Source organism: Paenibacillus sp. J31R30 (assembly GCF_059692115.1).
The window spans coordinates 488,900-502,451 of sequence record NZ_JCAUAV010000003.1 but is presented as its reverse complement, the minus strand read 5'-3'; the positions used below and the strand labels follow the sequence as shown (position 1 = coordinate 502,451).

The 13,552-nt window shown below is 44.4% G+C and carries 17 protein-coding genes; 3 read left to right on the top strand and 14 right to left on the bottom strand.

Features of this window, described 5'->3' with window-relative positions; translation table 11 throughout:
• The first annotated feature begins 98 nt into the window (after window positions 1-98).
• Window positions 99-404 carry a hypothetical protein gene (locus AC58QO_RS13975; protein WP_497266354.1) on the top strand — a complete coding sequence of 102 codons (306 nt, stop codon included), beginning with the start codon at window positions 99-101 and terminating at the stop codon, window positions 402-404.
• A gap of 65 nt (window positions 405-469) precedes the next feature.
• On the opposite strand, the gene AC58QO_RS13970 is transcribed toward AC58QO_RS13975, so the two are convergent.
• From AC58QO_RS13970 to AC58QO_RS13915, 12 genes are all read right to left on the bottom strand, one after another.
• The gene (locus AC58QO_RS13970; protein ID WP_497266352.1) at window positions 470-1,030 is read right to left on the bottom strand and encodes a DNA-3-methyladenine glycosylase I; all 561 of its coding nucleotides are present in this window, start codon (window positions 1,028-1,030) and stop codon (window positions 470-472) included.
• Window positions 1,031-1,126: 96 nt separating this feature from the next.
• Window positions 1,127-1,918 carry a TatD family hydrolase gene (locus AC58QO_RS13965; RefSeq protein ID WP_497266350.1) on the bottom strand — a complete coding sequence of 264 codons (792 nt, stop codon included), beginning with the start codon at window positions 1,916-1,918 and terminating at the stop codon, window positions 1,127-1,129.
• Complete coding sequence (locus AC58QO_RS13960; protein WP_497266348.1) at window positions 1,902-2,678, bottom strand: ABC transporter ATP-binding protein; 777 nt, start codon at window positions 2,676-2,678, stop codon at window positions 1,902-1,904. Before AC58QO_RS13960 ends, AC58QO_RS13965 begins: the two co-directional genes overlap by 17 nt.
• 19 nt (window positions 2,679-2,697) lie before the next feature.
• A complete protein-coding gene (locus tag AC58QO_RS13955) occupies window positions 2,698-3,465 on the bottom strand; it encodes an ABC transporter permease (RefSeq protein ID WP_497266346.1) in 768 nt (255 codons plus the stop codon).
• Window positions 3,465-3,755 (bottom strand): thiamine-binding protein, encoded by a 291-nt coding sequence (locus AC58QO_RS13950; RefSeq protein WP_173109389.1) that lies wholly within the window; start codon window positions 3,753-3,755, stop codon window positions 3,465-3,467. Before AC58QO_RS13950 ends, AC58QO_RS13955 begins: the two co-directional genes overlap by 1 nt.
• A 29-nt stretch (window positions 3,756-3,784) precedes the next feature.
• Complete coding sequence (locus AC58QO_RS13945; protein ID WP_497266343.1) at window positions 3,785-4,801, bottom strand: ABC transporter substrate-binding protein; 1,017 nt, start codon at window positions 4,799-4,801, stop codon at window positions 3,785-3,787.
• A gap of 263 nt (window positions 4,802-5,064) precedes the next feature.
• A complete protein-coding gene (locus AC58QO_RS13940; protein ID WP_497266341.1) occupies window positions 5,065-5,472 on the bottom strand; it encodes a VOC family protein in 408 nt (135 codons plus the stop codon).
• 13 nt (window positions 5,473-5,485) lie between these two features.
• On the bottom strand, window positions 5,486-6,343 hold the full coding sequence (locus tag AC58QO_RS13935; protein WP_497266339.1) for a patatin-like phospholipase family protein: 858 nt from the start codon (window positions 6,341-6,343) through the stop codon (window positions 5,486-5,488).
• A 274-nt stretch (window positions 6,344-6,617) separates the two neighbouring features.
• Window positions 6,618-6,758, bottom strand: coding sequence for a hypothetical protein (locus AC58QO_RS13930; RefSeq protein ID WP_164483575.1), 141 nt, complete (start codon window positions 6,756-6,758; stop codon window positions 6,618-6,620).
• Between the two features lie 77 nt (window positions 6,759-6,835).
• Window positions 6,836-8,401, bottom strand: a complete 1,566-nt coding sequence (locus AC58QO_RS13925; RefSeq protein WP_497266337.1) for a DUF3369 domain-containing protein — start codon at window positions 8,399-8,401, stop codon at window positions 6,836-6,838.
• Entirely contained in the window at window positions 8,398-9,933 is a 1,536-nt protein-coding gene (locus AC58QO_RS13920) for a sensor histidine kinase (RefSeq protein ID WP_497266335.1), read from the bottom strand. Before AC58QO_RS13920 ends, AC58QO_RS13925 begins: the two co-directional genes overlap by 4 nt.
• Before the next feature lie 8 nt (window positions 9,934-9,941).
• Window positions 9,942-10,322: a hypothetical protein gene (locus AC58QO_RS13915; RefSeq protein WP_497266333.1), complete on the bottom strand. Its 381-nt coding sequence runs from the start codon at window positions 10,320-10,322 to the stop codon at window positions 9,942-9,944.
• Window positions 10,323-10,644: 322 nt separating this feature from the next.
• Here AC58QO_RS13915 and AC58QO_RS13910 point away from each other — a divergent pair, with 322 nt between their 5' ends.
• Complete coding sequence (locus tag AC58QO_RS13910) at window positions 10,645-10,962, top strand: hypothetical protein (RefSeq protein ID WP_497266331.1); 318 nt, start codon at window positions 10,645-10,647, stop codon at window positions 10,960-10,962.
• 112 nt (window positions 10,963-11,074) lie between these two features.
• Entirely contained in the window at window positions 11,075-11,710 is a 636-nt protein-coding gene (gene udk / locus AC58QO_RS13905; protein WP_497266329.1) for a uridine kinase, read from the top strand.
• Between the two features lie 54 nt (window positions 11,711-11,764).
• On the opposite strand, the gene AC58QO_RS13900 is transcribed toward udk, so the two are convergent.
• Both AC58QO_RS13900 and AC58QO_RS13895 read right to left on the bottom strand, forming a co-directional pair.
• Window positions 11,765-12,922 (bottom strand): MFS transporter, encoded by a 1,158-nt coding sequence (locus AC58QO_RS13900; RefSeq protein ID WP_497266327.1) that lies wholly within the window; start codon window positions 12,920-12,922, stop codon window positions 11,765-11,767.
• Window positions 12,912-13,454: a hypothetical protein gene (locus AC58QO_RS13895; protein WP_497266325.1), complete on the bottom strand. Its 543-nt coding sequence runs from the start codon at window positions 13,452-13,454 to the stop codon at window positions 12,912-12,914. The genes AC58QO_RS13900 and AC58QO_RS13895 overlap by 11 nt, the downstream gene beginning before the upstream one ends.
• Window positions 13,455-13,552 lie beyond the last annotated feature (98 nt).

The window sequence follows — 13,552 nt, the reverse complement described above, 5'->3', positions numbered from 1 at the left end:
TATTTCCTTTTTTCAAAGATTCCTCTTCCATTACGAACACTTGTTTGCTATAATGAAAACAAGAACAAATGTTCCAATTAGATGAGGAGGTCGTTAACATGATGAACCCCAGTCACAATTTCCGTTTTATCGAGAGAGATTATTGGTACCAGAAGGCATTGTGTGACACTGACCATCTTCTTCCTGAACAGATCGATGCCTTGCTTGATGAAGCTCACTCCTATTATGCCGACTACACGTTCAAGTTTTATGATGATGGGTCGGTTACAATCATAGATAACGACACGAACAACCGCATTAAACCCAAAGAACTTACGGGTGCTGTCTATGATTTCTACATCCGCAAACGGATTTATATGATCAAAGCCAATTTAATTGAAAAGCAACTCCAACATGCCAATTGAAGCACAATAAGGCCATCTGACTCGGACAATTTGTCCCATCAGATGGCCTTATGTTTTCCTGCACGCTATTCGTTCTGATAACGGAAACATGTTTGCGTGTGATCATTCACCATACCTACTGCTTGCATATAGGCATAACAAATCGTTGACCCAACAAATTTGAATCCGCGCTTCTTTAAATCCTTGCTCATGCGATCTGAGATGTCTGTTTTGGCAGGCAGTTGACGACTGTCTTCCCACTGATTCTTGATCGGTTCTCCACCTACGAAGCTCCAGATGTACGCGTCGAACGTACCAAACTCTTGTTGAACCTTAAGAAAGGCCTTCGCGTTCTGGACAACGGAAGCAATTTTCAAGCGATTGCGCACGATGCCGGGATTTTGGAGCAAATCCTGCAGCTTCGCCTCATCATAATTCACGATAATGTGCGGATCAAAGCCATCGAACGCTTCCCGATAGTTGTCCCGCTTCTTCAGAATTGTATACCAGCTTAAACCCGCTTGAGCGCCTTCCAAATTCAGCATCTCAAACAAGACGCGATCATCATGTACGGGAACGCCCCATTCATGGTCATGGTAATCTTGATATAAAGGGTCTTCATTCACCCAACCGCAACGGTTTGTCATGTTATTCTTCCACCTCACCCAAATATCGAACATGCGTTCTATTTCATTATAAAGCGATGACGAACACTTGTCCAGTTGGATTTAGCGAAGTCATGGTTATGACAACTGATAAAAGCTGCGGGTGTTAGTCAGTAAGATGGAAGCCGTTTCCTCTGAGGACAAGCCTTTCAACTCGGCAATTTGCTCAACAACGGCATGGATCATGCGAGGATGCGTTTCTTCACCTGCGAAGGGCCCCTCAAACGGCCAAGGACCATCTGTTTCAACCATCATGAGTGCTAAGGGATATTTACGAACAAGCGCTCTTATTTCATCCTCATAGCAGACATCTGGCGTGATCGATATAAAATAACCAGCGTTTATCATACGTTCGACTGTTTCGTCCGAACCCTTGAACCAGTGAAAATGCGCTTGCTTGATCTCATATTTCGCTAGCAGGTCACATACGATACCGGCATCCTCATACACCGCATGAAGTACAACGGGCTTACCCCATTCAGCAGCTAGCTCTAAGAATCTCTCCAGCAGATGAATGTAAGGCGTTAAGTTGAACACCTGCCCCACTGCTTCCGTTTCTAGTCGTGTGTAATATGGCAGTCCAATTTCGCCAACTGCGACCATTTCGCTTGCATGTTCACTCATCCAGCTGATTAATGCCTCCATCTGTTCTTCTGTTGGAAGTTCCTGCTCTGGATGAAACCCGTAAGCCGCAAAGACTCGGTTTGGCGCCAGTAACTGCAATCGCTTCGTGTCCTTACAAGACTCAAGATGTCTGGACACCGCGATCAATGCCTGTACCTGAGACGCTTCCAAATCCTCTAGGATCGACTGTGCTGACTCTTCCGAATACATATCGAGATGAATGTGTGCATCAATGGCTAGCATCATTTGTTTTCTCCCGTCGCAGAAGTCCTTGGATATGCTGCCTAAGTGCTAGAAACGCCGGTTCCTGCAGAACAGCTTCCTGGCGTGGTCTTGCAAATGGAACCTTCAACTCTTCCAAAACACTAGCAGGCTTATTCGAAAGCACATAGATGCGGTCCGAAAGAAAGAGCGCTTCCTCAATACTATGCGTTACAAATAGAATAGAGCGTTTATTTTGCTCCCAAATGTTAAGTAACCACGCTTGCATATCCTGCCGTGTTAATGCATCTAAAGAGCCAAATGGCTCGTCTAAGCACATGAGCTCCTGCGGGCTTAACAACGCTCGCAGAAATGAAACCCGCTGCTGCATCCCTCCTGAAAGCACATGAGGGAGCTCTCGTTCATAACCACTTAAGCCGACTTTGGGCAGCCATTCTCTGGCTTTGGCTATCGCCGAACTGCGCGACTCCCCTGCCACCTCCTGCCCAAGCGCCACATTTTCCTCAATGGAGCGCCAGGGGAATAAGGCCGGCTGCTGCGGCATGTAAGAAATTAACCCCTTTTTCCCTGTCACCTTCTCGCCATCTAGCCAAACTTCTCCAGAAGTCGGCTGTACGAGTCCGCCAATAATATGAAATAAGGTACTTTTGCCACTGCCTGAGGGTCCAATGATAGATACGAACTCCCCTTGCTCGACATGCAGATGGATATCGGCAAGCACGGATACCTGCCCTTTTTTGCTCGGGAAAACGTGCCCAATCCCTGCAAGTTTTAATTTACTCATGAACACAGCTCCCCCTCTCCTACGAAGAACGTTTGACGTTCCAACGGATGACCAGCTTCTCTATCCCTGCAATTAACCAGAAAAAGAGTAAGCTCAGGATCACGATGATCCCGATGGCGACGAATTCACGATCTGCTCGGAAGGCTGATTTTTGTAAAATCATATAATAGCCGAGCCCCACATTTCCGCCTAACCATTCAGCGATGACAGCACCCATGACACTGTAAGTAGCTGATATTTTGAGTCCTGTAAACAGGAATGGCAGCGCGTGTGGCAGCTCTAATTTATAGAAGATTTGGCGTTTCGAAGCACCAATCATTTGCATGTAGTTGTACATGCTGCGATCAGTCTGCATAAAGCCATCTAGCGTTGACATCGTCACAGGAAAGAAACAGACAAGTGAAATCAATATCATTTTAGGTAAAAGGCCAAAACCAAATAAAATAATTAACAACGGACCTAGCGCGATGACAGGGATATTTTGAGACAGGATGAGCAGTGGATAGAAGCCCGCTTTAACGAACGGGAGTCTATGCAATACACTGGCAACGAGAACACCGCCAACGGCTCCCACACTAAAACCAATGCACATTAAACGGACTGTTGCCCAAGTATGCATCCACACACGCGGCATATCTGTCGTACCGTCCCGCCATATTTTGAGTGGACTCGGAAGCAGCCAATCGGCAGTTCCTCCCCACGTGACAGCAAGCTGCCAAATAAACAACAGAAGGATGACTACCACGAGTGGCGGCCATCCTGCTTTGATCCAGCGATGGATGTTCATTATCTGTATTTCTCCGTCAACTTGTCCATCGAGGCTCCGGACGGATTGAAGTAAATTTTCACTTGAGAAATGACGTTCGGGCTGCCCATCTCAATCATCGCAGTATTCATATCTTGGATAATCAATAAGAGCTGATCCAACTCGCCTTCCATTGTCGTCTCCAGAGGCGATACGAAATATTTAACTCCAGACTTCGCGATCACTTCGATTGCTCGGTCTACATAGGGGATTACATCTTCGCCATTCACAGTTTTGGGAATAATTTGAATACTGACAAGTGCATTAGCCATTATTGGAATTCTCCTCTTCGGATATGGAATTATTTCTTACTTTCAGGTAAAAATGTATTCGTAAATGCCGCATCTACATCCAGCTTTTTCTCCAACAGCTTGTGGTCCAGCATCCATGTCGCATAATTTTCCCACACGGATTTCTTCTGCTCACCCCAACGTACTGCGTCGTCTTGGTAGCGTGGGCTTAGCCATTTTTGACTGGCAACGACCAGCTTAGGATCCAGATCAGGGACAGCTTTAATCAGAATATTAGCCGCATCTTCAGGCTTCGAGATCGCGAATTGATAGCCTTTCGCCGCCGCAGCTACGAAAGCTTTAACGATTTCTGGCTTCGATGAGATCATCTTCTCATTTGTCGCCAGAACCGGTGTATAATAATCCAGTTTATCCGAATACTTGTTTAAATAAATCATGTTGAGCGGCTCACCGCGAAGTTCTGCATCGACACCTGTCCAAGCGTAGTAAATCCAAGCGAAATCGATATCGCGTTTGACCGCTGTGAAGTAGTCTGCATCGCCGATATTGACCATTTTCACTTTCTTTGGATCTGCTTTCTCGGATTGCATCAACGAATCAATCATGGCACTTTCAGAAGGAGCTCCCCAGCCGCCGTAGGATTTATTCTCGAAATCCTTAGGTGTATTAATGTTCTTGGCAATGGGTGAAGCAAAGCCAGATGTATTATGTTGAATAACTGCTGCAATCGAGACTAACGGCACACCTTGAATTCGGCCTTGCGTAATGCTTTCTTGATAGCTCACACCAAACTCTGCTGCACCAGAAGCGATCATCGTATCTGCTCCGCCTTCACCTGGCGCAATAATCTGAACGTTTAAACCCTCTTGCTCAAAAAAACCTTGATCCTTCGCGACATACAGCCCCGTATGGTTCGTATTTGGCGTCCAGTCTAGGACAACCTTCACGTCGGTTAGCTTTTTGGCTCCGTTCGTTGGTTGAACAGACTTCGCGTCATCGCTGCCGCAGCCCGCCATAAATACTGTAAAGCTGACAAATACAAGTGGTGCTATTTTGTTCCATTTCATACCTTGTTTCCCTCTCCTCTTTTCTCTATGTACCCATAAGAAAAAGCCCCCGTTATCCGGGAGCGCCATGTGTAGAAAATGATATGTCCAAACGAGAATATCGTTGGATGTGCATTTATATGAGATCTCTACGCTGGCATTACCCAGATCAGATAAACGGTTAGTGACAAAGACGGTCACAATCTCAGCCTGACTTCTCAAGCTCCCGTGGGTTCTTATTTGGTTAACTTCTACGATACCGCATGTTTCGACAAATTGCAAACCTATCTAACAAGACTCAACTGCCAAGTTACACCGAAACGATCGCCTACCCAACCGAATCTTTCACTAAAAGGGTATGCATCTAAGCCCATATAGACTTTGCCATCTTGTGATAGCGTTTCAAATACGCGCTCAATTTCCTCCACTGTATCGCAAGTCACAAACAAGGATATCGAAGGTGTAAAGGTAAAAGCGTGCTTTACTGGACTGTCACTACACATAATTTGTTGCCCATGAATAGAGAAGGTCGCTTTCACAACACTTCCTTCAGGTCCAGGTCCTTCGGGACCATAGCGCTGAATACTAACGATCTCAGATTGATCAAATAGCGAGGTATAGAAATTCATTGCTTCCTCAGCCTTACCCTCAAACATCAAAAATGGCTTAACTTTTTGCTTCCCTTCGCTCACTACTTTCAACCTCCTAGTGGATTAACCAATCTTTTAACTGCGCTCCAAGCCTCTTCGCATCCTCATACCCAAGGTCATGCAATTTCTCCAGCTTGCGCGGATCTTTCTCCATCCTTCCAACTTCCACTTTGGTTGATGGTCGGATAATGATCGCACTTCCCTCTGCTTCCATGCGTTCAATTGTTTGTAAGGTGTTATTGTAAATCTCACTGCGATTGGCAAGCACATCCACTAAGCCATTATATTTCGGATAAAAGCTCTTTGCCAACCAACGCTGCGTTTTGTTTAAGGGTCGTTTGCGGTAACCAAGCTCCTTCGTCAATACAATAATATGCTTTTTATTGCCGTCAGCGACGGATTTCTGAACAGGGATCGGATCAACCAATCCGCCATCAAATAAGGTTCTACCCTCATAATGAATCGGCGTAGCAACAAATGGCAATGAGCTCGAAGCTTGAACAATCGGCATGGTTTGTTGCTGCAGTTCATGCTTCGTGAAGTAAATCGGCTCCCCTGTATGTGCATCTGTTGTACCAATTGCAAATTGCTGGGAAGAGGCATAGAACGTGTCATAGTCAAATGGCACTAGCCGGTTCGGCAGTTCATTAAAAATAAAGTCCATACCAAATATACTTTTGCTGCGCAATAAATTACGATAGCTTAAATAACGGTGATCCGCGATATAGCCGATTGTTACTTTTTTATTCCGCCCAGGTTGTTTAGATATATATGAAACGGCATTGCATGCCCCCGCTGAAACACCCACCACATAGGGGAAATATAAATCCTGTTCCATAAAGTATTCCAAGACTCCCGCGGTGTATACGCCTCGCATACCTCCGCCTTCCAGTACGAGTCCAATTCCTTCCATGGTGACACCTTCTTTCTGTCTGTCTCAAGCCCCTTTCTAGCATACAGGAATTGTAAATTAAAAGAAACGGGCTTCTTTCTTCGAAAATGAGACAAAGACGAAGATTTCATCCTACTTTCTAAGACTAATTAAGGGAAATCCCAGTTCAACCGTATTTTTGCCGAAATTTAACGTGTACGTCAACTTTTCAATCTCAGCTGCCGGTAACTTACCTAGAATTGACAAAAACCCCTGTTCCAGAAAAAGAACAGGGGTTTGTAAGCCTGTGGATGAACTAAGATTTGTTTTTACTAATGTTATTAAGGCTTGGCGGGAAATCGTCCGCTTTTTGTTTCTTAAGGGTCTGCGCTTCTTCGGTGAAGTGAGCGGCATTTTGTTGATTATTTTTTTTATCAGGTCGATTAACTTTTGGCATTGCTTTCACCTCCATCATCTCAACCGTAGTATGAGAAGGTGATCCTGATCTTATGCCATCAGAAATCCTTAAGGTGATTAACGATTTTCTTTATACAATTCTTTGATGACCATAAATTCATCCAAATTGCTTAGGAAGAGATCTACAATGACGGGGTCAAAATGTTTACCGCTTTCAGATTTCAATAAATCTAGCACACGCTCTAATTCCCACGCCTTCTTATAAACACGATCGCTGCAGAGGGCATCAAATACGTCTGCTAAGGCTGTTATTCGGCCATACAGGTGAATATTGTCCCCACTAAGCCCTTGTGGATAACCTGTACCATCAAATCGTTCATGATGCTGATGGGCAATAATCGCCGCGGCGTGCAGCACTTTCTTATTCGAATGTTTAAGCATTTCATAGCCTAATTTAGAATGAGTTTTCATGATTTCGAATTCTTCGGTGGTCAGAGGGCCGGGTTTATTCAAGATCGCATCAGGTATCCCAACCTTACCTACATCATGCATAGGCGTGGCTAGCCGAATAATTTCAGCTTCCTGCTCCGTCAAGCCATACTTCAAAGCTAACAACCGTGAATATTCAGCTACTCTTTTCACATGATTTCCTGTCTCTTGTGAACGAGTCTCTGTGATCTCTCCCATGGTATAAATGATTTCCTGCTGCGTGCTTTCGAGCTCATTATTCAAATAAATATTTTCGAATGCAACCGACACATTCGCGCAATAAATATCTACGAGGTAGTGCTCCCATTCGCTAAGGGCATTGAACCCATTCATGAAGATCACGTTCTCCATTCCCATTTTGCTCTGGAAATAGATGACGAAACGATCTGCTGAAAAGCTGCTTTTACGTGTCTGAAACGCAAGTTCAATTTCCACGAGTACATCCTCAGGAACTACATCACGCGCTCTCGCATCTTGATTAGCTGCATAATCTCCGCTTGCCGCAAGAATATAAATATCCTCGACACCCTTGGTCACGGCGAAGCTGCAATGAATAGCGTTCTTATGTAAGTTTACGATGGAGGTCATTTGGGTCAAAACACCTGATGCAAATTTCTTCATCGACTGCAATTCAAATAAAGTCGCTGACGACTTAATAATTTCTTCTAAGCCGATTCTGCTTTTTTCAATCGTTTTGATATCTCGAAAGGATCGCAGTGCTGTGACTACGGTAGTGAATAGCTTCTGCGATGTCAGCTCCGTCTTTTCCTTATAATCATTAATGTCATAATCCATGATGACCGTTCGCTCAGGCGCTTGTCCCGGCTGGCCCGTGCGCAAAATAATGCGTACAGCTTGATTATTTAATTCTTCACGAATAAATTTAACGATTTGCAAGCCAGCATCTTCGTATTCCATAACAACATCTAATAGAACAAGTGCTGTTTGCGGTTGCTCTCTCAATAGCTGCTTAGCTTCCAACGCTGAGAATGCGCTATGAAACTCCAACTTCCTTCCAGCAAATTCGAAATCCTGAAGGACCATTTTCGTCACTTGATGGATTTGTTTCTCGTCATCTACAATAAGAACGATCCATGGATCTGGTTCCATTGACCTTTGGCTCGTAACTTCATCGTCTTCCTCTGCAGCAAAAAGAAGCTCATCCTCATCGATAGACTCCACTTCCTTCGTCATAGCTCAGCTTCCTCCTCTTTGGGGATTGTTATCATAAATAAGCTGCCTTGTCCTATTACACTGGAACATTGAATCGTGCCATTTAAGGATTCTTTTACGAGGTTATACACGATATTCATCCCTAAACCTGTCCCGCCTTGTCCGCGGCTAGTGGTGAAGAACGGATCAAAAATTCGGTCCAACACATCTTCCGTCATCCCTTTGCCATCATCGGAATAAGCAAGCTGGATATGATCGGGATGATCAATAACACGGATACATAAGTTGCCTTCATCTTCAACCTTATAAGCATGATTCAATGAGTTCATCACTAAATTCGTAATGATTTGAGACAATGCCCCTGGGTATGTATATAACTGAAGATGCTCATCGCAGAATACGTCTAAGTGAATCTGTGTTTTCTTTAGTGCAGGCTTCAAGCTTGCAATAATACCTTCGACATATTCTTTCAAAAGAAAAGTACGCTTCATTTCTACACTTTGATCTACGGAAATCTGTTTGAAGCTCCTTACCAACGAGGAAGCGCGCTCCAAATTCGAATGAACCATGGCATTCGTCTCGTGAGTAATAGATAGAAATTGCTCCAAATCCGACTTCTTCATTTTCCCTGACTCATATAAAGATTGAAACTGTTTCGTTTTCTGATCAAGATAGGTAATTGCGGTTACACCAATCCCAATGGGCGTGTTGATTTCATGCGACACGCCGGCAACTAAATTGCCTAATGCACCCATTTTCTCGGAATGAACCAGCTGATTTTGTGTAACTTGCAAGGTATTCAATGCCTGCCCAAGTTCCTGATAACGTTCATCCAAATTTCTAACCATATCATTGAAGGCTTCCGAAACCTCGTCAATTTCTGGCGACGCTTTGAATTGCAGCTTTGGCAAATCCCCGCCCTGTTTTACGATAACAGCGGCTTCTCGCAACTTGCTTAATGGACGGATGACAATAATTCGAAGAATGAGCCATAATAACGTGGATAAGATGATGGCAATGCTGAGACCAACAATCACAATAAGCTTAGTTCTTTGTTTAAGCAGCAGTTCTTCCTCTGAAGAGTCAAAAATAACCTCAACAGCACCAACAACAGCGCCATCTTCTTGCAGGGGTGCAGTCAATCGAACGATTGGCTTGTCAGTCTCCGCCATGGGGATGCGGTCAACAATGGTGTTGTCTTGCTTCGGTATCACAAGGTTAGTTGGGTTAAGTATCGTTCCTATTTCCTTCCGATTCGAAGCCGCTAGCACTTTCCCTTGTTTGTCATACAGCTTCATATCCAGAACACGATTATTCTTATATTGAATGTAATCAAAGATCTGTTGAATATCTGAGATGGATCTTGACTCTTCGTAGCGCCCGTTAATGGCAATTGTCATGCCGCTTATTTGACTCACATAGGCTTCACGAATCGATTGATTGAGACTGATCGTATCGAACACCATCATTGTCGAAATCATTCCGACCGTAACAATGGTAACGAGTAACACAATGCGTCTTTGCAAGCTGAGCTTCTTTTGAAGAAGTGGCATGGTCACTCCTACTTCACATCAAACGTAACTGTTTTGCTAACATCGTATGGCGTGTGGTCATTATTATGTAGAGAGACTTTCACTTCATGCGTCCCTTTGCTCAAATGATCCAATACCTTTTGCTTAGTTGTAACAACAATCTTCTCACCTTTGTCCAACGACATATGAACATGGCCTTCGCCTTGAACACGTTGTTGATCGTAATGCTCCTTGGATATTTTGAGATCTGTTGTCAGATCAATGGTCACCGTATCGTCTTTCACAGTCGTTGTGACTTCTAAAGTTGGTGTATAAGAAGTTGTTTTGGACGTGGTCGTCTTAGCTGTACCGCAACCTGAAATAACGATTGTTAATGCTGTTAGTAAATAAAAACCTTTGAACTTATTCATTATGCATCCTCCGTGAAGATGTTTTTTGTCTAATCATGCCAAAAAAACTATCCTCTCTAGCTTAAGAATAATCAAGGAATTTGTCCACTTTTATTTTGGAAACAAGTGTCAGAATGCAAGTGCTCCACCGAATAGTTACTTTATTCAAAATTGTCTGACAATTGTTGTCGAATCTTCATGATAACGCTCACATTTTGCGCTTACCCAGGAAATAATTTCATTTCCCGAAACGGAATGATTTCCCCAGTTTTGGCGCAATGTAGTAAAGTCGGTTTTCATAGCTTCTCCCTATTTATTATGAACCCATAGGAGGCCTCCCCCCATGACAGGAACGAATCAGCATCAACAACCGGTTCAGCATGCCATTGACGCCGCTGATCATGCCATTCTTCAAGCACAAGCCGCCCAGCATGAGTTGCAAGTCGCCATAACGGAAGCTAATCCTCATGCCATCCAATCGGCACAAGCCGCACTTGTTCAAGCAGACCAGCAGGTTAGTCAAGCACAAAGACAACTAGCCGAGTTTGCAAATGAACAGTTCGGCCAGCAAATCAAGCAAACCTTCGAGCAATTAAACCAAGCCGCTCAGGATATCGAGGCCAATCAAGAGAAGTTTCATACGCCTAAGCAGATTCGATAACAGCTTATCTCTCCCAAAAGTGATCGATATTCGATCGCTTTTTCTTTTTATGCACACATTATGTTAAACTACGTAGGAAGGTTTTCAAGTTATTTGGGGAGGCACTACATACATGCTCGTGATTGGAATTGCCGGTGGTACCGGTTCAGGTAAAACAACAGTAGCTAGATCAATCATTACAAAGCTCGGATCCACGAATGTGACCTTAATTTCACAAGATAATTATTATCTTCATCATAGTGGTCTAACTTTCGAAGAGCGGGAACGTATTAATTATGATCATCCTCGTGCATTTGAAAATAAATTGCTCCTTCAGCATTTGCAAATGTTGAAAAATGGGCAGCCCGTAGACATTCCTGTTTACGATTTCACCACGCATGCACGCTCGCAAGAAACGATTCGCGTTGATGTTAAACCCATTGTGCTCCTTGAAGGTATCCACGTTTTAACAGATGAAGAGCTGCGCGGCGCATTGAACATCAAAGTTTTCGTTGATACGGATCCAGATGTCCGTGTCCTCCGTCGTCTATCACGTGATATTAATGAACGCGGCAGGTCCTTGCAATCGGTTTTCGATCAATATTTGACGACGGTTAAGCCGATGCATGATGCGTTCATCGAACCCTCCAAGAAATATGCGGACATCATCATTCCTGAGGGCGGAGAAAATCAAATCGGTATCTCACTGCTTACGATTTTGACAGAACGTTATATGACGGATCAAGCGGCCAATTATGAAATCGGCTAGGATAGGTAAATTGAGAAGAGCCACCTTCCCTTTAAACAAGGAAAGTGGCTCTTTTCATGCTGTGCGAGCTCTGAAGATGAACCCTGAAAGCCCAAACAACAGGTAGACAAGGCCAAGAAAGTAGAAAATGCTGACCACACTTAAATAGTGAAGAGCCACCCCTCCAACTAAGGGGCCGATAATACTCCCTACACTATATTGGATCGAGGCAATAATATTAGCTGTTGGCAGCAAATGACGCGGTAGAATATCCGCCGCATACGCGAGGCCCAACGAGAAGAAAGAGCCTACCATGCCGCCCGCTACGCCTAAACAAAGCGCAAGTCCCCATAGGTTTGTGCCTACGAAGGGCACACAACTGAATGCGAGAGCTCCTACAATGGCTGTCCCCATCAGGATTGGCTTTCGACCTACGCGATCACTCCATACTCCAAGTGGAAGCTGCATTATGAGCCCTCCGATCCCCGTTACGGGGAGCAGTAAGCCGATTGTCGACTCCGAAATACCGATTCGAAGACCATAAAGAGGAAAGTTGCTGTTCATCGCAGCTTCCATGTAGCCAAAGAGCAACGATGTGATAAGCGGAAACCACGCTAGCGAAATAACGGTCGATACCCGTTTATGTGCAGCTTCCGCTCGCTCGGCTCGCTCGGGCTTCTCGTTCTTCAGCTTCGTAAGAAGCAATAGAATCAATAGAAAGAAGCAGCTTGTCACCATAAATGGCATCCAAATCCCTGCTTTTAGCAAAGTAATCCCCAATGGCCCCAAACTAAACCCAACGCCATACGCCATCCCGTAGAGGGAGATATTCCGTCCTCTCTTCTCCTTCGGACTGGAGGCTACGATCCAGAGCTGAGTGGCAAAATGCAAGGCGCTATCGCCAATCCCCACTAGCAGTCTCAGCACAAACCAAAAGCCAACCTGCTGCCACACTGGGAATAAGCAGTTGGCGATAATAATTAAGCTCATCCCAATCATAATGACCGGTTTATAGCCATATCTTCTTACGGGCCTCTCGATGAAGAACATCGTTCCGAAAATACCAATATAAAGTGCAGCCGCGTTTAACCCGTTGGTATCCGTTGAAACACCTGATCGATCCAACAAGATTGTGAGCAGCGGTAAGAGCATGCCTTGACTCATTCCCGCCACGATGATGACCATTATTAATGTCGTTAATTGATAATTGGAGCGCAATAATTTAAGAACCATTCCCGAAATCCACCGTTTCCCATCTCTCGGCATATTCATTTAGCTTGCCATGAAGGGGAACACGGAAATGCGTAAATATGACGAGTCTTGCTTTTTTAATCCATTCCTTGAAGGATGGGTATGTAATGAATAGGTTTGCATAACGATCACTCATGCAAATAAAGTGAGGGCCGGGGGATTTCTCTGCCAGAAAGCTTAATGACGTATCTAAAGGCGTGTATTTCTTACGCTTACCTTCCCATTTATCCACTTCTACTTGAAGGGATGTCTCTACATCCTCCAGAAGCTGTTCAAGATGCTTCACACGGGCATAATAAGGCATTTCCGCTCGAATATCCATCCTGCGAAGCGTTTCCTCGTGCTGTGGATAAAAGATGACTCGCACGAATTTCCGTTCCTCTGCCCAAGCAATAAAACTGCGCATCTCATTCTCTGTCCAGTCTTCGAACGTTTCGAATACCAAGACGGTTCCCTTCTGTGTTTCTGCTGGGGGTTCATACCCGAAAGGCACCTTAATTTGATCTCTTGCCATAGCGACCTCCTCTAGTTGTTATTACTAAGTTGAAATATTGAAATTTCTTACTCCTATGAGTAGTATACCCCTTCCATCTCCATGAAGCCATTGACTCG